The sequence below is a fragment of the Arthrobacter dokdonellae genome (assembly GCF_003268655.1).
Classification (GTDB): domain Bacteria; phylum Actinomycetota; class Actinomycetes; order Actinomycetales; family Micrococcaceae; genus Specibacter; species Specibacter dokdonellae.
The window spans coordinates 1,468,459-1,490,065 of the sequence record NZ_CP029642.1 but is presented as its reverse complement, the minus strand read 5'-3'; the positions used below and the strand labels follow the sequence as shown (position 1 = coordinate 1,490,065).

Below are 21,607 nucleotides of genomic sequence, written 5' to 3'. Positions count from 1 at the left end.
CAAAACCGATGGTGCAGATCCCGCGACCTGCCGCGCATTCCGCCCGCAGTAGCTGCACCGTCGAAACAGCCGGGCCCAATAATCAGCACCATGGATTCCGGCAGCGTGACAAATTCCTGCCTGAGCCGTCATCTGGGACTCGACCGGTCCCGAACCTGAACCACCCTGCCCTGCCCCGGACCTGCAGGAGCGTCCACCTACAACGCCCCGGATCTGCAGGAGCGTCCATGGGAGGCGGCGGCTCAGAGCAGCCTGCCGAGCTCCTCCACGGAGGCGGCAGGCCGCGCACACACCATGTCGCGGCATACGTAGGCCAAGGGCGGGACGTCCGGCCCGGCGTCGTCGGGCAGCGCACGGCCCCCAAGCAGCGGCACCGCGGGGGCGCCCGAGCCGTCCCAGACGGAAATCACCATGCCCGGCGCCGGCGACGCCCAGGCCCTACGGACCATCGCGTCACGCCCGGGGCCCGGCCTGCCGACGATGGCCGTTTCCACGGGGCCGGCCGCCATGGCCTGGGCCACGGCGAGCACGCCACCGGCCGAACGCGGCGCGCGCCGGGCCAGCTCCGGCACCGTCGCCAACAAATTTTCCGCCAGCCCCCGGTGGCCGGTGGACCCCGTATACGCCGCATACGTGACCAGCGAGCCGGACAGCAGGGCCACCGGTGCGGCGGTCGCGCTGTCGAAGGGTTCGGCAAACCGCGCGCCGGCCGGGGCGCCGGCCATCGAACCCGCACCGGAAGCGCTGTTGAACACCGTTCCGTCCTGGACAAAACGCTGTGCCGCGGCCACCAGGCCGGCCGCAAAATCGAACCACTGGCCGTCCCCCGTTGCCGCGTAGAGCGCAAAGCAGCCGTCGGCGCACGCCGCGTAATCCTCCAGCAGCCCCTCGATCCCCTGCGCCCGGCCGTCGTGCGAAACGCGCCGCAGCACGGCCCCGTCCCAGTGGACACGGCGCAAATACCGTGCCAGTTCGACGGCGTGCTCCAGCCAGCCGGGCTCGCCGAGAACCATGGCAGCCTCCGCCAGCGACGCCAGGAGCATGCCATTCCACGACGCCACGACCTTGTCATCCCGGGCCGGCATCACCCGGGCCGCCCGCTGTTCCCGCAGCGCCGGAAGCAGGCGCTCCCACGCCGCACGCTCTTCCGGCGTCAGCGCCCTTCCCGGGTGGAGCGGGGCCGCCCCGGAAGCGGGAATCCCCATGAAATGTCCGACGTCGGACGCGGCTTCCGCACGCTGCCCGCCTGCCGCCCGCCGCAGGTCCTCGAGGCTCCACTGGTAGCTGGCCCCCTCACGGTGGATCCCGTCGATGACGGTGTCGGCGTCCAGGGAGGAGGCGAAGGCGCCTTCCGGCAGCCGCAGTTCGGCCACGAGCCAGCCGATGGTCGCCGCCACGGCCCGGCGGGCGTCGGTGACGGACAGCGGCACGGGCCCGGTGGTGTCATGGATGTGGTGCACCTGGTCCGCCGCCCCGGCAGCCTCCAGCCTGGCAGCCTCCGCCGCAAGCTCCTCGGGCCGCGCTTCCGCCAGCCGAACCCAGTGGACGAGGACGCGCAGCAGGCCTGCGTTGTCGTACAACATTTTTTCGTAGTGCGGCTCGGACCAATCGGCCGTGACGCTGTAGCGGGCAAAGCCGCCGCCTACCTGGTCGAACAACGCGGAGTTGACCATGGCGCCAAGCGTCCGCCCGGCCAAGCCAAACGCCTTGCGGGCCGACTCCCCGTCGCCGGCGGCATGCCTGATCAGGAACTCCAGTCCGGGCGTGGGCGGGAACTTCGGCGCCGTGCCCAGACCGCCGTGGACCTGGTCTTCGGCACCCGCCATGGCAGCCACCGCTTCACCGGCGGCGGCGGAAAGGGTCCGCGTCCACGCGGAGCCGTCCGGGCTGCCCGACGAAACAACAACGGCGCCTGACGGACCGTCACTGCCCGCCCCGCCGTCCGCGCGAACCCGCCACACCGGATCGGCCAGGGCCGCGGCGACGGCTTCCGCGGTGGCGAGGACCTCCGTGGGCCGTTCGGTCCAGGCCTCCACCACGGCCTCGAGCACCTGCCGGAAGGACGGCCGTCCCGAGACTGGCCGCGGCGGAAAGTAGGTCCCTGCGTAAAATGCCTGGCCCGACGGCGTCAGGAAGACGCTCATGGGCCAGCCGCCCTGCCCGCTCAGGGCTTGGGTGGCGGCCATGTAGGCATCGTCCACGTCCGGGCGTTCCTCGCGGTCCACCTTGATGGAGACAAAATGCCCGCGCAGGTAGGCCCCGATCTCCGGGTCCTCAAAGGATTCCCCGGCCATGACATGGCACCAGTGGCAGGCGGCGTAGCCGATGGAGAGAAACACCGGAACATTCCGTTCCCGCGCTTCGGCAAAGGCGTCGTCGTCAAAGGGCTGCCAGTCCACCGGGTTCCCGGCATGTTGGCGCAGGTAGGCGCTCGGTTCGCCGGCCAGCCGGTTCATGGAAGCCTCCTGTGGTTGCCCTGCTGGATGAAGCGCTACTGCCCGCCGCTGTTGGGCTTGGAACCGTCCGGCGCCTGCTGTCCCGACGTGTCGGCGCCCTGGGCACCTGCGGAACGGGCGGCGTCGTCCGAGACGATGGGAATGGCAAGGTATTCGGCATCGGGCCCGTGGGAGCCGCCCGCGGCATTCTCCGCCACCTGGGCGCGGTAGCGGACGCGGCGAATGCGCTTGACCATGTCACGGATCAGGAAGAACATGATGGCCACGATGAAGGCCATGGCCAGGAAGCCCAGGAAGCCGGGACCGATCTGGTCGTCCGAGAGGCCCGCACGCAGGCTGGGGATGGTGGGGCTCGGTGACGGCGTCGCGGCGAGCAAAATCAATGGGTGCACAATTTGTCTTTCGTTTCATCCCCGGCAGGTTGGGTCCCGGAAGGCTTGGTGCGGTGCCGGAACATGTCCACTACCTATCGTAGGCCAGCAAACAGGTCGTTTTCCGGCAGGGGCGACGGAACGCGGGATTCGATGAGCGAATAATCCTCCCACGGCCACACCTTCCGCTGCATGTCTGGGCTGACGGCGAAGAAGAAGCCGTCCGGGTCCACCTGGGTGGCATGGGCGCGGAGGGCCTCGTCGCGCTTTTCAAAGAACTCGCCGCAGTCAACCTGTGTGGTGGCCGGGTGGGTCCCGGCCGGCGGGGTGTGGCCTTCGCTGTCCGCCTCCAGCCAGGCCGCCAGGCGCTGGGCGTACGGCGAGGCCAGCCCTGCTTCCTGGAGTGCAAAATGCAGGGCGCGGAAGCGCTGCGGGTTGAAGGCCAGGTCGTAGTAGAGCTTTTGCGGCTCCCACGCCTCCCCCGCGCCCGGGTACCGCTCCGGGTCGCCCGCAGCGTGGTACGCCTCCACGGCCACTTTGTGGGCCATGATGTGGTCCGGGTGCGGATAGCCGCCCTTCTCGTCGTAGGAGACGATCACGTGGGGACGGAAGCGGCGCACCAGGCGCACCAGAGGCGCCGCGGCAATCTCCAACGGTTTCAGCGCAAAGCAGCCAGCCGGCAGGGGCGGCAGCGGATCGCCCTCGGGCAGGCCCGAATCCATGAAGCCCAGCCACTGGTGCTCGATGCCCAAAATTTTTGCCGCCCGGGCCATCTCGAGCCGTCGCGCGCCGGCCATGTCGCGGGCGGCATGGGCGTCGCCGGCCATGCCGGGATTTTGGATGCCGCCGCGTTCCCCGCCCGTGCACGTGGCGACCATGATCCGCACCCCTGCGGCCACGTAGGAGGCCATCGTGGCCGAGCCCTTGCTGGCCTCGTCATCGGGATGGGCGTGCACGGCCAACAGGCGGAGTGGAACGGCTGTGTGCCCTTCATTGATGGTCACGTCGGCTACCTTCGATTCTTAGTACAGTGTGGACGAAAAACGTCTGCAGGAATAAACGCTAAACTCGTACTGTCCTATACGCCCCATCGTGGGCGGCCAGCCCCCGGCCCAGCCGCGGATCAAGACACCAGTGGATGCAGTGACAAATTCAGAAACTCCGGCAGCTACCAGCGTAGCCAATCGATACGGCACCCCCAAGCGGGCGATGTCCAAAAAGTCCCGGATCCTGGCCCTTGCCCTGGTGGGCGTCCTGGGGCTTGTCTGGGTTTTTTGGGCCACCGTCGGCAACAACTCCGGCGTCGACAACAAGCTGATCAGCTACCAGGTGGTCGATCCCACCCTGACCACCGTGGACGTGGCTGTGACCAAGGACCCCTCCGCCACCGCCAGGTGCGCCCTGCAGGCGATGAACGATTCCTACGCCGTGGTGGGCTTCAAGGTCATCACGATCGGCCCCAACGGCAACGGGTCCGGCACCGATTCCGGACGCACGACGACGGTGCGCGGCGCGCTGCGCACCGACGCCCCCGCCGTGACGGGGCTGGTCCAGGAATGCTGGATAGTGCACTGACCATGACACGGCCCCGCGCGATTCTTGGGTTTATCCGGCTTATTGACTAAACTTGTCAATATTATCTTCACCCCGCTTGGTCAACCGTGGAAATTCCGCGCATGGATGGTGTCCGTCGCCCGATGGGCACGCCAGCCGTGGAACACCATTGGAACCGCCGTTAGCGGGGTCTTTGTTTTATGTACATTCAAGGAGAACTTCGTGCCTACCACTAACAGTGCGTCCGCTGCCTGGCTGACCCAGGAAGCCTTTGACCGTCTCCAGGCCGAGCTGACGCAGCTTTCCGGCCCCGGCCGCGCGGAAATCGTCAGCAAGATCGAGCAGGCCCGTTCCGAGGGCGATCTGAAGGAGAACGGCGGCTACCACGCCGCCAAGGATGAACAGGGCAAGATCGAGGCCCGCATCCGCCAGTTGAGCGAGCTCCTGCGCAACGCCCATGTGGGCGAGGCCCCGGCCGACGACGGCATTGTGGAACAGGGCATGGTGGTTGGCGCCACCATCGCCGGCGACGCGACCAAGTTCCTGCTGGGCAGCCGCGAAGTCGGCACCACCGACATGGACGTCTTCAGCGAGCGTTCCCCCCTCGGCATGGCCATCATGGGCCACAAGGTGGGCGACAAGCTCAGCTATGTCGCCCCCAACGGCAAGACGATCGACGTCGAAATTCTCTCCGCCAAGCCGTACGAGAGCTGACCGCGTCCCCTGGGCCCAACTGACCCGCAGCAGATGTCGAAAAACGCCTCGAAATCGCGTTTTTTCGACATCTGCTGCGGGTCAGTTTTTTAATGCACCACGATCGGCTGGAAGCCTTCGGAGCGCAGTGCGGTCAGGACCTGTTCGCAGTGCTCATGGCCCTTCGTCTCCAGGTTGACCGTGATGGAGACATCCCCCATCGAGATGGAACCGCCCACGCGGGTGTGGTCCACGCCCGTGACGTTGGCGTCGTTCTCGGCGATGATCCGCGAGATGGTGGCCAGCGATCCCGGGCGGTCGTTGAGCATCATGCGCACCGTCAAGAACCGCCCGGCCGCCGAAAGGCCCCTTTGGATGACCTTGAGCATGAGCATGGGGTCGATGTTGCCGCCGGAGAGGATCACGGCGGTGGTGCCAGGGTTCTCGATCTTGCCTTCCATGAGCGCGGCCACGCCCACTGCCCCAGCCGGTTCGACCACCATCTTGGCCCGTTCCAGCAGGAAGATCAGGGCCCGCGCCAGCGAATCCTCGCTGACCGTGATGACGTCGTCCACGAGTTCGCGGATGATCGAGAACGGCAGCTGCCCGGGCCGGCCGACCGCGATGCCGTCGGCCATCGTGGAGACCTTCTTCAGCGGCACCAGGGCGTCAGCGGCCAGCGACGGCGGGTAGGCGGCGGCGTTTTCCGCCTGCACGCCGATCACGCGGATCTCGCGGCCCAGTTCCTTGGCGCGGGCCTTGACGGCCACGGCCACCCCGGCCAGCAGCCCGCCGCCGCCGACGCCCATGATGACGGTGTCCACGTTGGGGATCTGGTCCAGGATTTCCAGGCCGATGGTGCCCTGTCCGGAGACGACATCGACGTTGTTGAACGGGTGGACGAACACCGAGCCGGTTTCATTGGCGTAGCGTTCGGCCTCGGCCAGTGACTCGTCCACGTTGTAGCCGTGCAGCACCACCTCGGCCCCATGCCCACGCGTCGCGGCCAGCTTGGGCAGTGCCACGCCCACGGGCATGTAGATGCGGGCCTTGATGCCCAGCGCCTTCGCGGCGACGGCCACGCCCTGGGCGTGGTTTCCGGCCGACGCCGCCACCACGCCCCGCGCCCGCTCCTCCGCTGACAGCCTGGCCATGCGCACGTAGGCGCCGCGCACCTTGAACGAGCCGGCCCGCTGCAGGTTCTCACACTTGAGAAACACGTCCGAGCCGGTCATCCGCCCCAGCGCCCGCGAACTTTCAATGGGCGTGAACGCAATAATTTCCTGCAACAGCTCGCGTGCGGCTTCAACATCGGCGAGGGTTACGGGAAGGTTGCCTGCTGCGTTCACTGTATTGTTCTCTTTCCTTATGTGTTGCGGGGTTGAATCGTGGGGCAGCGGGCTACTGCTGCGTGTCCGGGCCTGGTCTGGCGGACGACGCCGGCACTTCCGTTGCGTCCTCCAGCCCGCCTTCAGGCAGCGCGCCGGGGAGGACGAGGTCGGGCTCCCAGCCGCGGGCGGCGATGTAGCGGATGAAGGAATTGGCCACGGCCAGCACCGGCACGGCGAACAGGGCGCCAAGGATGCCGGCCACGGTGGAGCCGGCCGTCACGGCCAGGATCACTGCCACGGGATGCAGGTTCACGGCCCGGCCCATGATGAATGGCTGGAGCAGGTGGCTTTCCAGCTGCTGGACGAGCAGCACGATGCCCAGCATGATCAGCGCATTCACCCAGCCGTTGGCCACCAGGGCCAGCAGCACCGCCACGGCGCCCGTGACGAGCGCACCGACGACGGGGATGAACGACCCGACGAAGACCAGCACGCCCAGTGGCAGGGCCAGCGGCACCTGGATGATCGCGGCGCCTGCCCCGATGCCGATCGCGTCCACGGCGGCGACCAGTATCTGGATGCGCACGTAGTTGCCCAGGGACAGCCAGCCGCGCCGGCCCGCGCCGTCAATCGGGGACCGCGCCCGGCGCGGGAACAGCCGGACCACAAAGGCCCAGATGTTCTCCCCTTCGAGGAGGTAAAAGACCAGGATGAACACTGTCAGCAGCAGCCCGGCGCCAAAGTGGCCGAACCCGCTCCCAATGCCCAGGGCCTTGGAGACGATGGTGCTGCTGTTGTTTTGCAGGGCGGCAAGGGCTTCCTGCAGGTACTTGTCGATCTGGTCGTTGCTCAGGCCCAGCGGCCCGGTCGTCAGCCAGTCCTGGACCTGGATCAAGCCCCGGAGTGCCTGGCTGGCCAGCTCGGCAAGGCCCGATGCCATTTGGCGCCCGACCAGGAACAGTCCGCCCACGACCACCACTATCAACCCGACCAGGGTGCCGCTCACGGCAAGCCACTGCGGCACTCCGACGCTTTGCAGTTTGTTGACGAGCGGGCGCAGCAGGGCACTGAACAGGGCGGCGACCATGAGCGGGATGACCAGCAGGCTCACCTGGCCCAGCAGCCACACCACCATCGCGGACACGACCAGGACCAGCCCAACGCGCCAGGCCCACGCGCCGGCCACCTGCATGCCGAACGGGACCACGGGGCGGTCACTGGGAGCTGCTTGGCTGGGGCGCTCTGGTTGCTGCTGCACGGGCGTCATAGACCAATAATTCCCCATGCGGCAAAAATACGTAAAACGGCGTCCATTTCAGGGCCGCGGTTCAACGCCGCACCTGCTACAGCTCGGCGTCGATCCCCCAGCGCATGGTGAACTGCTCCCCCGGGTCCAGCCATTTGAGTCCGTCGCCCGAGTTGAACGCGTTCGCCGGGCCGGTCATCGGTTCCATGGCCACGGCCAGCGTCCGTCCGGGGAAATCCCGGGTGACAAAGACTTGGACGTAGGAAACGGAGGCGTCGTGCCACAGGCTCACGCTGCGCCCGTCCGGGGCCGAGACCATATGGCGCGTCCCGCCGTCGGACGCCAGGCCGGTGAAGGCCGTGTCCATCACGGCGTCCGGGAGCAGGCGGCCGCCGCGGAGATCATGGGCGGCGTCCACCGGAAGGGTCTGCGTGGGAATCATGCGGTCATTGGCGGCCAGGTAGCTGGCGGCGTCCACGGTGACGCGCAACTGTTCCGGGGCGGTGTCGCCCAGCCGGAAGTAGGGATGCGCGCCGAGGACAAAGGGCGCCCGCCGCGGGGAGTCGTTGACGAGCGTCTGCGACACCCGCAGGGCGCCGTCGGCGGAGAGTTCGTAGCGGACCTGGTGGCGGGCCAGAAACGGGTAGCCGTGCTGCGGATAGATGGCGGCCTCCAGGAGCACGTGCTCCTCGGACGACTCCAGCACCGCATAGCCGGTGTTGCGCAGCAGACCGTGGATGGCGTTGTTGCGCGGCACTTCGGTGATGTCCAGCTGCTGCGGCTTGCCGTCGAGCTCCCAGCGGCCGCCGTCCACCCGGTTGGCAAAGGGCGCCATGGTGAGGCCGGCCGCCCCCGGGGCGATCCCGCCCGTGCCGTAGCTTTCCACCAGGTCCACGCCGCCGCGGTCGTAGTGGCGCAGGCCCGCGGCCAGCGAGGCAATGACGGCGGTGGCGCCGGCACGGTGCAGGGTGAACTGCTCGCCGGACGCCGCCAGGGCTCCTGCTGTGGTGTTGGTCATGCAGGCCACGTTACAGGTTCCGGGGCCCAAAAACAGCGTTCCTTTCGGGAATGTTGGTGCCAAAGGCGCGTCGTTAATGTAAGATTTTGTTTGAAAGTATTGTTTTTTGCCGTAACCGCTACAGACGCCGACGCGTCACAGACACAGGGGGTCCCCATGCTGGCACCTGAGCGCCAGGCACGCATCCTCAAGGAGCTCCAGCTCCACGAGGCGGTACGCGTCGCGGATGTCGCCGCGGCCCTGAATGTCAGCGAGATGACGATCCGGCGTGACATCGAGGCGCTGGACGCGAACGGCCTGGCCCGCAAAATCCACGGCGGCGCCATGCGGCTGGCCCGGCTCAGCGCCCTCGAACCCGGCTTCCTGCTGAACGTGGACAAGGAGCTGGAGGCAAAGCTGGCCATTGCGGCCGAGGCCCTGAAACTGGTCAAACCCGGCATGACGCTGGCCCTGACCGGCGGCACCACCACCTACCAGCTGGCCGTTCACCTGGCCACCGAGCTGGAGCAGCTGCGCGAGCTGACGGTGGTCACGAACTCCCTCAAAGTGGCCGAGCTGCTCTACCAGCAGCAGGGCAGCTCCTCGTGCACCGTCATTGTCACCGGCGGCGAGCGCACGCCCTCGGAGGCCCTGGTGGGCCCTGTGGCCCGGCTGGCCCTGCACAACCTCAACACCGATCTATGCTTCATGGGCGTGCACGGCCTGGACGCCACCCGCGGGCTGACCAGCCCCAACCTGCTGGAAGCGGAAACCAACGCCGCCTTCATCGAGTCCACGGGGCGGCTGGTGGTGCTCGCCGACAGCACCAAGTTCCAGGTCCGGTCCCTCGCGACCATTGCCCCGCTCTCCGCCGTGGACACAGTCATCACGGACGACGGCGTCAATGCGGCCGTGCGCGAAACGTTCGCCTCCCGCGTGCCCACCCTCACCGTCGTTCCGACCGCCGGCGGGCAGTCCGCGAAGAACCCGACCAGGAAGAACTCATGACCATTCCCACCAGCACACGCCTGGCCGACGGCCGCGAACTCATCTACTTCGACGACGGCGCCACGGCCCGCAGCCACACGGCGGTGGACACGCGCCCTTTGGACGCCAGGAGCGAAGCGAACACCGGCGAACTCCGCTTCGACGCGCTGACCGGCGACTGGGTGGCCATCGCCGCCCACCGCCAGACCCGCACCTACCTGCCGCCGGCCGACCAGTGCCCGCTGTGCCCCAGCACGGGCGCAAACCTTTCGGAAATCCCCGACTCCACCTACGACGTGGCAGTGTTTGAGAACCGCTTCCCGTCCCTGGGCCCGGCAGTGGGGCTCATCCCGGACAAGCCCGCCTGGGGCACCAAGGGCCGCGCGTTCGGCCGCTGCGAGGTGGTGGCCTTCACACCGGAGCACACCGGTTCCTTTGGCGGGCTGTCTACGGAGCGCGCCCGCACCGTCATTGATGCGTGGGCACACCGCACCGAGGCGCTCAGCGCGCTTCCGGGCATCAAGCAGGTGTTCCCGTTTGAGAACCGCGGCCAGGACATCGGCGTGACGCTCCACCATCCACACGGGCAGATCTACGCGTACTCGTACGTCCCGCCGCGCAGCGCCGTCATGGCCGCGGCGGCACTGTCGCACTTCCAGGCCGCCGGAGGCCGCGAGACGCTGTTGGGCTCGATTGTGGCGAAGGAGTCCGAGTCCGGCGAGCGGATGGTTGCCCAGGGCGAGCACTTCAGCGCCTATGTGCCGTTTGCCGCGCACATGCCGCTGGAAATCCACCTCACCCCGCACCGCCACGTGCCTGACTTCGCCGCGCTGAACAACGCCGAACGCGACGAGCTGGCCGTCATGTACCTAGACATCCTGCGCCGCCTGGACAACCTCTATGAGACGCCCACACCCTATATTGCCGCCTGGCACCAGGCACCGCTGGATGCCCTGCTGCGCCCGGCCGGCCGTTTCCACCTGGAGCTGACCTCCCCGCGGCGGGCCGCCGACAAGCTGAAGTTCCTGGCCGGCTCCGAAGCCGCGATGGGCGCCTTTATCAACGACACCACCCCCGAGCAGACCGCCGCCGTGCTGAGGGCCACGTCTGCCGGCCCCAAAACCGCAGCCGACGTCAAGCCAGCGGCCGCCGCCGATCAGAAAGCCAACATTTCATGACCGAACGCCAACAGCCCGAATCCCCGGCCTCCGGGTTCCCGGTCCCCGGAGCCCCGGTCCCCGGGACGCTTGGCCCCCTGGAGGTTTCGGCCCGGTTCACGGCCACCTTTGGCCAGGAGCCGGACGGCGTGTGGACCGCGCCGGGACGGGTGAACCTCATTGGAGAGCACACCGACTACAACGAAGGCTTTGTGCTCCCCTTCGCCATCAACCGCACAGCTGCCGTGGCCGTGACGCTGCGCGGGGACTCCACGGCGCGGCTGCTCTCCAGCTACGGCGACCAGGCGGTCGTCACTGTGGACCTGTCCACGCTGTCCCACGACACCATGCAGGGCTGGACTGCCTACCCGCTGGGCGTGGTGTGGGTACTGCGCCAGATGGGCGTGGCGATCGGCGGCTTTGACCTGTTCCTGCACTCCACGGTGCCCACCGGTGCCGGGTTGTCGTCCTCGGCAGCCATCGAATGCGCCGTCGCGTCGGCCTTCAACGACCTTTCCGGGGCCGGGCTGACCGCAAATGAGCTGGTGCTGGTGGGACAGCGGGCCGAAAACGAGGTGGTCGGGGCGCCCACCGGCATTCTGGACCAGTCGGCGTCATTGTTGTCCACGGAAGGTCACGCCGTGTTCCTGGACTGCCGGACCCAGGAGTCAAAGCTGGTGCCCCTGGACCTTGCCGCCGAGGACCTGCTGGTGCTCGTGGTGGACACGAAGGTCACCCATGCCCACGCCACCGGCGGTTATGCCGCACGCCGGGCCTCCTGCGAGCTGGGGGCTGAAGTGCTGGGCGTGCACGCGCTGCGGGACGTCGCCGAGGCGGACCTGCCCGAAGCGGCGGGCCTCTTGGACCCCGAGACCTTCCGGCGTGTGCGCCACATCGTCACCGAGGACCAGCGCGTCCTGGACACGGTGGCCGTCCTGGCCGGGGCCGGGCCCTCCGCCATCGGCACGCTTCTCACCGCCAGCCACGCCTCCATGCGCGACGACTTCGAGATCTCCTGCCCGGAGTTGGACCTTGCCGTGGACACGGCCCTGGCCAATGGCGCGCTGGGCGCCCGGATGACGGGCGGGGGCTTTGGCGGCTCGGCCATCGCGCTCGTACCGGCGGCCGAAGAGGCCAAGGTGAGGGACGGCGTCGTACGCGCCTTTGCCAAGGCCGGATTCGCTGCCCCGGACATCTTTGCCGTCTCCCCCGCCGAGGGCGCCCGGCGGGTGCTGTAGCTTAAACGCGAGGGGGCCGAACCGGAATTCCGGTTCGGCCCCCTCGGGGTTGGGCCCACGCTTGCCAGGTCCCCGACAAATCGCGCCAGCGATTTCTCGGGCCGGAAAGGGGTTGGGCCCACACTTGCCAGGTCCCCGACAAATCGCGCCAGCGATTTCTCGGGCCGGAAAGGGGTTGGGCCCACACTTGCCAGGTCCCCGACAAATCGCGCCAGCGATTTCTCGGGCCGGAAAGGGGTTGGGCCCACACTTGCCAGGTCCCCGACAAATCGCGCCAGCGATTTCTCGGGCCGGAAAGGGGGGACTAGTCGTTGCCTCGAAGGATGGCCAGCAGGCGCAGGATCTCCACGTACAGCCACACGAGCGTCACCGTCAGGCCGAAGGCGGCCGTCCAGGAGTACTTGGCCGGCAGCCCGTTCTGGACGCCACGCTCGATGGCCGTGAAGTCGACGATCAGCGAGAACGCGGCCAGGCCGATGGCAAGCAGGCCCAGGGCAAAACCGAACGGGATGCTGGTGCCGGGGATGTCCATGCCGCGCAGGCCCCACGGGTTGCTGGTGGCGCCGAACATCATCAGGCCCAGGTTGATCAGCGAGAACAGCGCATAGCCACCGAGGGCGATCATGAAGAAGCGGGTCATCTTCGGGGTGGCGCGGACCTTGCCGTTGCGGAACAGCAGCAGCGTCACGGCAAAAACGCTCAGCGTGCCGATCACGGCCTGCACCACAATGCCCGGGTACATCCCTTCCAGCATTCCGGAGAGGCCTCCAAGGAACATGCCCTCAAAGGATGCATAGCAAAGGATCAGGGCCGGGGACGGCTGCTTCTTGAAGGAGTTGACCAGGCCCAGGACCAGGCCGATGAGCATGCCGGGAATCATGAGCAGCGGGACAATCCAGCCCAGCGCGGCGCCTGCGAGGACCAGGGCGAGCGTGCCCACGGTCTTCATGATGACGTCGTCGTACGTCATGCGCCCGGTCTGCTGCGCATTGGCGGACGGCTTGCTGTACATGTCCTCCAGCTGCTGGGCGGAAAATGTGCCCTGGGCAGGCATGGTCTCGGTGCCACCGTTGAGGAAGCCGCGCCGCACGGCCGGGCTGTCCTTGAAGTTCTTGTTGTTGGCAAAGACCGGGTTTCCACCAAGCGCCATGGTGTCGATTCCTCCAGAATAGGGGGTGGATATTATTTCCACCCTACCAATAAAGGACGATCCGCCTCGACTTTTGGTTCCCCAGGGTCCTGTGGTTCCGGACCGCGGGGCGGCGGCAGCAGCCTTCCGGCCTGAGGATGAGCGGTACGGAAATTCACGCTGAGCGGTTCAGTCTTGGCCAGAACGAGCTTGCTCTGAACGAAACCAGTCCTTTAAGGGGACTCTTAACGGACGCCGCGGGCGGCATGTGGGTACCCCAGGTCGGACTCGAACCGACACTTTGCAGATTTTAAGTCTGCTGCCTCTGCCATTGGGCTACTGGGGCGGGTGACGCGCAGGCACCTGCCGCCTTAACGTTACTGGATGTGGACCGCGGAAACCCAACCGTCACAACTTGCTGAACGGCTCCGCATACCTGAAGTGACCACGGATGCCGGTATGGAACGTCGGCAGCGGCAACGCCATGAAGTGCGATCCCCACGAGGGGTCCGGCGAGGCAATCCCCACCGAGTCGGCGGGGACGAAACCAAAGCGGGGGTAGAAGTCTGTGCTGCCCAGAAGGACAATCGCCGGTTCACCCTGTTCCCTCGCCGCGTCGATCGAGGCATGCATGAGCGCCGCGCCGATGCCCTGCCGCTGCCGTTCCGGCAACACCCCGATGGGGCCCAGCCCCACGGCAGGCGTGTCTCCTATCCAAGCCCGGGTGCTGATGACGTAGCCCTGAATCTCACCATCGGACGATTCCGCCACCAGGGAGAGCTCCGGGAGGTATTCGCGTGACGCAAACAGCTCTCGCAGCAGCCGCGCCTCCACCGGTTCCGGGAACGCAGCCTCGATCAAGGCAAGGATTTCCGGCCTGTCCGGTGCCTGCTCGCGTCGAAGGATCATCGCCCCAGTCTATTCTGCCGCGCCTGCATCGGAACACCCGCGCCACCTTTCAGCCGCGGCGATCGGGACTGCCGGCCCTGCCGAGGTCCCCGGCGCTGACCGGCGGCAAATGCCCGCATGCGCTGCACGAGCGAATCCGCGGTGCAGCTCCTGCGACCTCCGGCCCACCGAACCCGCAGGAGCTGCACCATCAAATCGGGCTGCCCGCAGGATCTGCACCATCGAATGTCAAGCAAACCCTTAACTGCCGACGGCGGCCCTCCCGCAGGTGGGGAGGGCCGCCGTCGTGCTTGGGTCGTGCTGGGAAAGGCGCCGGCTACTTGGCCGCGGCAGCTTCTTCCTTGGCTTCGGCCTTCGGAGCTTCCGCCTTCGGGGCCTCGGCCTTCGGGGCTTCAGCCCTGGGAGCCTCGGCAGGGGCGGCCGGCGCCGCTGCCGCAGGCTTCGGCTTCGGGGTTGCGGCGGAGACAAACGCGCTGCGCGGTGCCTGCAGGTTTTCCAGCTGTGTCAGGTCGCGGCTGGTGATCATGGTGACGAACCAGTCCATGAGGACGCGGACCTTGCGCTCCACGGTGGGCATGGCCAGTCCGTGGTAGCCGCGGTGTGCCAACCAGGCCGGGGCGCCCTTGAGCTGGATGCCCATGATCTTTGCGACACCCTTCCACTGGCCGAAGCCGGCGACGGCGCCAAGGTTCTTGTGCTTGTAGCCCTTCAGGGGCTTGTTGAACCGGCTGGCCCACAGGTTGTTCGCCAGGCGCTTGGCCTGGCGCAGCGCATGCTGCGCGTTCGGCACGCAGGTGCCGTCCGGGAGGCCGCCCGTGACGTCCGGAACGGCGGCGACGTCGCCGGCGGCCCAGGCGTTTTCGATGACTCCGAACTCGCCGGAAATCTGGAGGTTCACGTTCACCGAGACGCGGCCGCGGGGCTCGATCGGGAAGTCGGTGGAGCGGACCATCGGGTTGGCCATGACGCCGGCCGTCCAGATGAGGGTATCCGCGTCGAATTCCTGCGCAACAGACTTGTCCGGGAGGTTGATGAGCTTGAGGTTGTTGTTCTCGGCATTGTCCAGCGAAGTGTTCAGCAGGACCTCGACGCCGCGGCTGCGCAGGTGGTCCACCACCCACAGGGCCTGTGATTCGGTGACCTCGGGCATGATGCGGCCCATGGCTTCAACGAGCACGAAGCGGAGTTCGGACTGCTCCACGCGTCGGTTGAGCTTGACGGCGGCGCGGGCCATGTCCTCGAGTTCGGCGATGGTCTCGATGCCGGCGAAGCCGCCGCCGACGACAACGAATGTCAAGGCTCGCTTGCGCTTGGCGGGGTCGGTCTCGGTGGAGGCCTGCTCGATCAGGTTCAGCACCTGGTTGCGCAGCGCAACGGCTTCCTCGATGGTCTTCAGTCCGATGCCGGATTCGGCCAGGCCCTTGATCGGGAAGGTGCGGGTGACGGCACCTGCTGCGAGGACGACGTCGTGATACGTCAGTTCAATCATCTCGCCGCCGTCGGCGGGGGCAATCACGGCGGTCCGGTTCTCGTGGTCGATGCTGGTGACAGAGCCTTGGATCAGCTCGGTTTCCTTGAGGTGGCGGCGGTGGGAAACCACCGCGTGGCGCGCCTCGATGTTGCCGCCGGCCACCTCGGGCAGGAACGGCTGGTACGTCATGTAGGGCAGCGGATCGACCAAGGTGACGATGCCGCCGGCGTTCGCGATCTTCTTCTGCAGCTTGAACGCCGTGTAGAGGCCAACGTAACCGCCGCCTACCACCAGGACGCGCGGACGGTCTGAGTATGTGGGAGTGAGTGCCATGGTCCAATTGTACAGCTCTTTGTGAAAACATTCACTAATGAGTCCGGCGATGAAATGCTGCCCTCGGCAGCGCGGCCGGACCTAGTGTTTGTGGCTCGCTCTTTCGGCCGCGACGGCACCCTTGCTGCCGGCATCGCTGGCCGGTCCGTCACCGGCCGGTCCGGCACTGGCTGGTCCGGCACCGCCGGCCGGTCCGTCACTGGCCAGGATCCTGCGCCGGGCCAGGAGGATGTGGGTGCTCCCCGCTGCCAACACCAGCACCAGCAGGGCCAGGAATCCGAGCACTATCGCCGCCGGCTCCATGCTGCGCAGTCCGGCGGCAGGGAGCGGCACCGGTGCGGCGTGGTCGCTGAAGGTCGCCTTCGGCAGGGGCGAGGTGGCCACGGTGGATCCGCCGGCTGGAGGCGCGGCCTGGCCGCGGCGGTGGACGCGGATCCAGTCGTCGATGCTGCCCAGCGGGTTCGCCGTCGCCAACGGGACGTTAGCCGTCAAGGCCGCGTAGGCGTCGAGGATGCCGTAACCGTAGATGGCGTTGGGCGTTCCGTTCCCCTTCGGCTTGGCCGTGGAAATGATCCTGTTAATGACCTGCGCGGCGGTCATGGTGGGGTACTTGGAGCGGATCAGGGCCGCAACGCCGGAAACGATCGGCGCCGCCCCGCTGGTGCCGCTCCAGCGGGCGTAGCCTCCGCCGGGCAGACCGCCGGCCAGGTCCTCGGCCGGCGCGGAGACGCCGATGCTGATGCCCTGTGAGGAGGAATCCACGCTGGCGGTTCCGTCCTTGTCCAACCCGCCCACGGCCAGAACGCCGGGTATGGTGGCGGGGGCGCCCACCTGCTCGCTGCCGGATTTCCGGTTGCCCGCCGCGGCCACAATGACCACGTCCTTGGCCTCGGCGTAGGAGAAGGCGCTGTCCCAGCTTTGCGGCCACGCGGTGGACGTGCTGCCCAGGGACATGTTGATGACCTTGGCGCCGTGGTCCACGGCCCACCTCACGGCCGCAGGGATTTGGGCGTCAATGTTCTTCCCTGACGGGTTATCACTCCCCAGCCAGACAGAGACGCTGAGGATTTCGGACTTGGGCGCCACTCCGATGACCCCGTCGGGACCGGCACCCACGCTGGGCTTGGCGGGCGCCGTCGGACCCTTGGCTGTGGCCGAAGCGCTGGCATGGCCCCGCCCAGCCAACATGGTGGCCACGAGCGTGCCGTGCTCGGGCTCGGCGCCCACGCCCTTGGTGCCTTTGGCGTTTCCGGAACCCGACATGTCCACGCCGCCCGCAATGGCGCCCTTGAGGTCCACGTGGCTCGCGTCGATGCCGCTGTCAATCACCGCGACCTTGACGCCCGCGCCTTGCGAAATTTCCCACGCCTTGGTGATGCCGGACGAGCCCAGCCAGTATTCGCGGTTGCGGATGTCGTCGGCGGAGGCCGCCGTGGCACCCGCGAGGGCCAGCGGTGCCGTCAGGGCCAGCGCCAGCAGGGCAGCGCCAATGCCGCGCAGCCGTCGTTTGGGCGGCTGTGTCGCATCCGGCATTCATGCTCGTTTCCGTCGAGGTGGGCGCCGGGTCAGTGGAGACCTCCCGCGGCGCCCAGGGCGATTCCGTCCAGAATATCGTGTTCGCTGGTCGTTGCCGATTCGAGCCGTCCGTGTGTCAGCACCGCGATCCTGCGCAGGACGGTGCGCCAGATCAACGAACCTGCCCCGATCACGTCCACGCGTCCGGGATGCATGAAGCCCAGCGCAGCCCGCTCCTCCCGCGTCATGGCCAGTAGATCACCGGCTGCCTGGTCGATTTTTTCCAGGGGTACGACGGCGGCGTGGATCGCCTCACGATCGTAGGCCGCCAGCCCGAGCGCCTGCGCCGTAACAGTCGTAATGGTGCCGGCCACGCCCACCGCCCGGGTGACGCTGCCCAGCGGCACCTCCGCCAGGACGTCGTCGAGCTTGGCTTCGATGGCCGCCTCCGCGGCGGCGATTTCCGTCTCCGTGGGCGGATCGGACTGCAGGTAGCGTTCGGTGAAGCGCACGCAGCCCATGTCCGTGCTCACGGCTGCCTGGACACCCGAGGCATTGCCGACCACAAATTCGGTGCTGCCGCCGCCCAGGTCCACGACCAGGACCAGTTCGTCGTCGAGCGCCGGGAGCACGCTGGTGGCGCCGGCAAAGGACAGGCCCGCCTCCTCGGCGCCGGAGACGACTTCCGGTTCCACGCCCAGCCGGGCCTTGATGCCGTCGACAAACTCCGCGCGGTTGCCGGCGTCGCGCGTGGCGCTCGTGGCGACAAAACGGGTGCGTTCCACCGCGGTGCCGTCCGCCGCGCAGTCCCGGATCAACGCGGCGTAGTCCTCGGCGGCCGCAAAGGTCCGCGCGAGGGCCTCGGGGGCCAGCATGCCCGTGGCGTCGACGCCCTGCCCCAGGCGCACCACACGCATTTCCCGGTGGACGTCGCCGAGGGTGATGGCGCCGTAGGGGTTGGTGGTGACGTCGGCAATGAGGAGGCGGATGGAGTTGGTCCCGCAGTCGATGGCAGCTACACGCATGGAAAGGCCCGTTCCTTTTCTGGTTGCTGGATATTCTCTACGCTGATCTCGGTCAGTCCTTGTTAAGGTGCTTGACGTGGCGGCTGAGGTCCCTGCTGGGCACCGGGGCCTGGTCGTCCCAGGCGCCGTTGCACAGGCATTCCTCCGCCGTCCACCACTCGGCGAGGGCGGAGAGGGCCTCGTCGCCCAGCGGGTTGACGCCGGGGCCGGCAGCCAGTGCATGGCCGACCAGGACGTGCAGGCACTTGACGCGGGTGGGCATGCCGCCGGCGGAGATCCCGTCGATCTCGGGCACGGGCCCGGTGCCGGCCCGCTCGCCGATGGCCGTGCGGGCCGCTATGTACTGCTCATGGGCGCGCTGGTAGGCCGCGGCCAGACCGGCGTCGGCGGCGAGGCGGTCGGTCATTTCCGCCATCAGGCCGGCAGCCTCCAGGCGCGACGCCGCGGCCGTCAGCACCGGGTGCGTCAGGTAGAACGTGGTGGGGAACGGGATGCCGTTGCTCAGCCGCGGCGCGGTGGCGGCCACGAGGGGGTTGCCGCACACGCAGCGGGCCGGAATTTCAACGACGTCGCGGACGGGCCGGTTGAGCTGGCGGCTCAGGGTGTCCAGATCATGCTGGGTGGGCACTCGTGAGCCTTCGGCGTCGGTGGCTGATGCGGGCACAGGCGTCCTTCCTCTTTCGTGCCACCGCAGCGGGATGCCGTCACGCCAGGCGTGCTGGGCGGCGTTGCGGTGGGTGGCGGGCGGCCTGTCAGCCGCCCTGTCCAACAGGCCATTTTACCGTGCGTGCGGGGCACCCGTTCACGCGTCCTGGCCGGGCGTGGGCGGGCATGACCTATTCCCGGAGGGCGCCGGCTTGGCTGCGGGAGCCGGCGCGGCCTATTTGGCGGCGGGCTTCGGCACCACCGTGGGCGCCGGCTTGGTTGGGGCCGGCGCGGCCGGCTTCACGGCCGCTGACTTTTCCACGGCCTGCCACAGGCTGTCCACCCAAGGTTCGGTGGTCACCGCGGTGCCCTTCTCCGCCGATTCCCCGGAAGCGGAATTTGCTGCTGCACCGGCACCGTCGGCGGCCGCGGCGGGGGCGCCGTACACCCAATACCCCGTCTCGCCGGGCATGAGCATGCTCACCCTGTCCCGGGCCTGTTGCTTGACATAGGCGGGGTCGTCCCAGCGGGCCAGTTCCGACTGCGCGGATGCCTGCTGTGCCGTCTGTGCGGCAATGTCCTGCTTAAGCGCTGAAATCTCGGCCCGCTGGTCCATGTAGGTGTGGATGTTGGGGGCCAGCGCCACCGTGACCGCAGCCATGGCCAGGCCCAGCACCAGCAGCCGGCCGTTGAAGGACCTTGCGGGGACGGGCGTGTTGGCCGCATCGGCGCTGCGGATGACCCCTTCGGCGGGGTTGCGGCGTGGACCGCCGTGGTCCGTCCGGCCGTGGGGGTTCGTCACTGCCCTGCGCGGCCCCCGCGCTGCGCCGTCCCTTCCCGTTGCCGGCCGGCGTGCCCCCGGGGAGGCAGCGTGGTCGCCGGGGGCTGGGTCCGGCGTCGTGCCTGGTTCAGCAGCAGCCTTTTTCGCCCCGGCACTAAACTGTGCGCTGGGCACCTTGGGACGACGTGTAGCCATGATTCTCCTGGTACTTCCCCGACGCGCTTCGGGGCTTAAAGCCGAAGGGCCGGTGGCTGGCTGGGTGTGTATCCACCTTAGCCAACCACCGGCCGGACTGCCGTCATTGACGCGTTTTCAGAGCTCGGGCGAGTTACGCCTTGAAGCGCGGGAACGCGTTGCGGCCGGCGTACCGGGCAGCATCCTCAAGGTCTTCCTCGATGCGCAGCAGCTGGTTGTACTTGGCCACGCGCTCGGAGCGTGCGGGCGCGCCGGTCTTGATCTGGCCGGCGTTGGTGGCCACGGCGATGTCGGCGATGGTGGTGTCCTCGGTCTCGCCGGAGCGGTGCGAGGTGATGGTGGTGTAGCCGGCGCGCTGGGCCATGGACACGGCGTCCAGGGTCTCGGTCAGCGAGCCGATCTGGTTAACCTTCACCAGCAGCGAGTTGGCGGTCTTGTTCTCGATGCCGCGGGCCAGGCGCTCCGGGTTCGTGACGAACAAGTCATCACCGACGATCTGCACCTTGTCGCCGATGGCGTCGGTCAGCGTCTTCCACCCCTCCCAGTCGTCCTCATCCAGGGGATCCTCGATGGAGACCAGCGGGTAGTCGCGGACCAGTTCCTCGTAGTAGGCGCTCATCTCGGCGGCCGTGAGCGACTTGCCTTCGAACTGGTACGTGCCGTCCTTGAAGAACTCGGAGGAGGCAACGTCCAGGGCCAGTGCCACGTCCTTGCCGGCCTCGTAGCCTGCGCGCTTGATGGCTTCCAGGATCAGGTCCAGCGCGGCGCGGTTGGACGGCAGGTTCGGCGCGAAACCGCCCTCGTCGCCCAGGCCGGTGGAAAGGCCCTTCTCCTGCAGCACGGACTTGAGGTTGTGGTAGACCTCCACGCCCCACCGCAGGCCCTCGGAGAACGTGGAGGCGCCCAGCGGAACCACCATGAATTCCTGGATGTCGACGTCGGAATCGGCGTGGGAGCCGCCGTTGAGGATGTTCATCAGCGGCACCGGCAGGACGTGCGCGTTGGGGCCGCCCAGGTAGCGGTACAGCGGCAGGTCCGCGGACACCGCGGCGGCGCTGGCCACGGCGAGGGAAACGCCGAGGATGGCGTTCGCGCCGAGCTTGCCCTTGTTCGGGGTGCCGTCCAGTTCCAGCATCATGGAGTCGATCAGGCGCTGCTCGGTGGCGTCGATGCCCTCCAGCTCGGGGGCGATGGCCTCCAGCACCGCCTCGACAGCCTGTAAAACGCCCTTGCCCTGGTAGCGGGACTTGTCGCCGTCGCGGCGTTCAACGGCCTCAAAGGCACCCGTGGACGCGCCCGAAGGAACGCCCGCGCGGCCCACGGACCCGTCGGCCAGAAGAACCTCGACCTCAACGGTTGGGTTGCCTCGGGAATCCAAAATTTCGCGTGCGTGAATGGCTTCGATAAGTGCCACGTGTTGCTCCTTTTTTGAGCTTCGAGCGGATGAAAGTCGACCTCGCTGTCGGCACAATCCTAACCGGTTGCCGTGATGGGGCACTCATTAATACGCGGGCGGTCCTCCGCCATGACAACGTGGGGCGAACCTGCACCCTCCGCCGCTGGTTTTAGGGCGG

19 protein-coding genes and 1 tRNA gene are annotated in these 21,607 nt (G+C 67.8%); 5 read left to right on the top strand and 15 right to left on the bottom strand.

The window, feature by feature from the left end; genetic code table 11:
* Positions 1 to 242: 242 nt before the first annotated feature.
* The 3 genes from DMB86_RS06640 to mca all read right to left on the bottom strand — a co-directional run bounded on the left by DMB86_RS06640 (position 243) and on the right by mca (position 3,825).
* Positions 243 to 2,456 carry a thioredoxin domain-containing protein gene (locus DMB86_RS06640; RefSeq protein WP_113717089.1) on the bottom strand — a complete coding sequence of 738 codons (2,214 nt, stop codon included), beginning with the start codon at positions 2,454 to 2,456 and terminating at the stop codon, positions 243 to 245.
* A gap of 35 nt (positions 2,457 to 2,491) precedes the next feature.
* Complete coding sequence (locus DMB86_RS06635; protein ID WP_129545485.1) at positions 2,492 to 2,848, bottom strand: hypothetical protein; 357 nt, start codon at positions 2,846 to 2,848, stop codon at positions 2,492 to 2,494.
* A 74-nt stretch (positions 2,849 to 2,922) separates the two neighbouring features.
* Positions 2,923 to 3,825 (bottom strand): mycothiol conjugate amidase Mca, encoded by a 903-nt coding sequence (mca, locus tag DMB86_RS06630; RefSeq protein WP_171814590.1) that lies wholly within the window; start codon positions 3,823 to 3,825, stop codon positions 2,923 to 2,925.
* A 145-nt stretch (positions 3,826 to 3,970) separates the two neighbouring features.
* Between mca and DMB86_RS06625 the strand changes: the two genes are divergently transcribed.
* Together DMB86_RS06625 and greA are read left to right on the top strand one after the other, a co-directional pair.
* Positions 3,971 to 4,402 carry a DUF4307 domain-containing protein gene (locus DMB86_RS06625; protein WP_129545484.1) on the top strand — a complete coding sequence of 144 codons (432 nt, stop codon included), beginning with the start codon at positions 3,971 to 3,973 and terminating at the stop codon, positions 4,400 to 4,402.
* A gap of 201 nt (positions 4,403 to 4,603) precedes the next feature.
* Complete coding sequence (gene greA, locus DMB86_RS06620) at positions 4,604 to 5,095, top strand: transcription elongation factor GreA (protein WP_113717085.1); 492 nt, start codon at positions 4,604 to 4,606, stop codon at positions 5,093 to 5,095.
* Between the two features lie 89 nt (positions 5,096 to 5,184).
* Here the strand turns inward: greA and ilvA are convergent, their stop codons facing one another.
* From ilvA to DMB86_RS06605, 3 genes are all read right to left on the bottom strand, one after another.
* A complete protein-coding gene (gene ilvA, locus DMB86_RS06615) occupies positions 5,185 to 6,423 on the bottom strand; it encodes a threonine ammonia-lyase (protein WP_113717084.1) in 1,239 nt (412 codons plus the stop codon).
* Positions 6,424 to 6,475: 52 nt separating this feature from the next.
* The gene (locus DMB86_RS06610) at positions 6,476 to 7,672 is read right to left on the bottom strand and encodes an AI-2E family transporter (protein ID WP_113717083.1); all 1,197 of its coding nucleotides are present in this window, start codon (positions 7,670 to 7,672) and stop codon (positions 6,476 to 6,478) included.
* 76 nt (positions 7,673 to 7,748) lie between these two features.
* On the bottom strand, positions 7,749 to 8,669 hold the full coding sequence (locus tag DMB86_RS06605; RefSeq protein WP_113719379.1) for an aldose 1-epimerase family protein: 921 nt from the start codon (positions 8,667 to 8,669) through the stop codon (positions 7,749 to 7,751).
* Between the two features lie 156 nt (positions 8,670 to 8,825).
* Here DMB86_RS06605 and DMB86_RS06600 point away from each other — a divergent pair, with 156 nt between their 5' ends.
* The 3 genes from DMB86_RS06600 to galK are packed head-to-tail and all read left to right on the top strand — an operon-like array spanning position 8,826 to position 12,030.
* Entirely contained in the window at positions 8,826 to 9,656 is an 831-nt protein-coding gene (locus tag DMB86_RS06600; RefSeq protein WP_113717082.1) for a DeoR/GlpR family DNA-binding transcription regulator, read from the top strand.
* Positions 9,653 to 10,813, top strand: coding sequence for a galactose-1-phosphate uridylyltransferase (gene galT, locus DMB86_RS06595; protein ID WP_113717081.1), 1,161 nt, complete (start codon positions 9,653 to 9,655; stop codon positions 10,811 to 10,813). The genes DMB86_RS06600 and galT overlap by 4 nt, the downstream gene beginning before the upstream one ends.
* Positions 10,810 to 12,030 carry a galactokinase gene (gene galK / locus DMB86_RS06590; RefSeq protein WP_113717080.1) on the top strand — a complete coding sequence of 407 codons (1,221 nt, stop codon included), beginning with the start codon at positions 10,810 to 10,812 and terminating at the stop codon, positions 12,028 to 12,030. Before galT ends, galK begins: the two co-directional genes overlap by 4 nt.
* 304 nt (positions 12,031 to 12,334) lie before the next feature.
* On the opposite strand, the gene DMB86_RS06585 is transcribed toward galK, so the two are convergent.
* The 9 genes from DMB86_RS06585 to eno form a co-directional block, all read right to left on the bottom strand.
* A complete protein-coding gene (locus DMB86_RS06585) occupies positions 12,335 to 13,180 on the bottom strand; it encodes a Bax inhibitor-1/YccA family protein (RefSeq protein WP_113717079.1) in 846 nt (281 codons plus the stop codon).
* A 252-nt stretch (positions 13,181 to 13,432) separates the two neighbouring features.
* Positions 13,433 to 13,505, bottom strand: a tRNA-Leu gene (locus DMB86_RS06580).
* A gap of 62 nt (positions 13,506 to 13,567) precedes the next feature.
* Complete coding sequence (locus DMB86_RS06575; RefSeq protein WP_113717078.1) at positions 13,568 to 14,068, bottom strand: GNAT family N-acetyltransferase; 501 nt, start codon at positions 14,066 to 14,068, stop codon at positions 13,568 to 13,570.
* 316 nt (positions 14,069 to 14,384) lie between these two features.
* On the bottom strand, positions 14,385 to 15,872 hold the full coding sequence (locus DMB86_RS06570) for an NAD(P)/FAD-dependent oxidoreductase (protein WP_113717077.1): 1,488 nt from the start codon (positions 15,870 to 15,872) through the stop codon (positions 14,385 to 14,387).
* Positions 15,873 to 15,953: 81 nt separating this feature from the next.
* On the bottom strand, positions 15,954 to 17,405 hold the full coding sequence (locus DMB86_RS06565; protein WP_113717076.1) for a S8 family serine peptidase: 1,452 nt from the start codon (positions 17,403 to 17,405) through the stop codon (positions 15,954 to 15,956).
* A gap of 32 nt (positions 17,406 to 17,437) precedes the next feature.
* Positions 17,438 to 18,412: a Ppx/GppA phosphatase family protein gene (locus DMB86_RS06560; protein WP_113717075.1), complete on the bottom strand. Its 975-nt coding sequence runs from the start codon at positions 18,410 to 18,412 to the stop codon at positions 17,438 to 17,440.
* 52 nt (positions 18,413 to 18,464) lie between these two features.
* A complete protein-coding gene (locus tag DMB86_RS06555) occupies positions 18,465 to 19,076 on the bottom strand; it encodes a DUF501 domain-containing protein (protein ID WP_171814399.1) in 612 nt (203 codons plus the stop codon).
* A 216-nt stretch (positions 19,077 to 19,292) separates the two neighbouring features.
* Positions 19,293 to 20,033, bottom strand: a complete 741-nt coding sequence (locus DMB86_RS06550; RefSeq protein WP_113717074.1) for an FtsB family cell division protein — start codon at positions 20,031 to 20,033, stop codon at positions 19,293 to 19,295.
* Between the two features lie 133 nt (positions 20,034 to 20,166).
* Positions 20,167 to 21,447: a phosphopyruvate hydratase gene (gene eno, locus DMB86_RS06545; protein WP_113717073.1), complete on the bottom strand. Its 1,281-nt coding sequence runs from the start codon at positions 21,445 to 21,447 to the stop codon at positions 20,167 to 20,169.
* Positions 21,448 to 21,607: the final 160 nt, after the last annotated feature.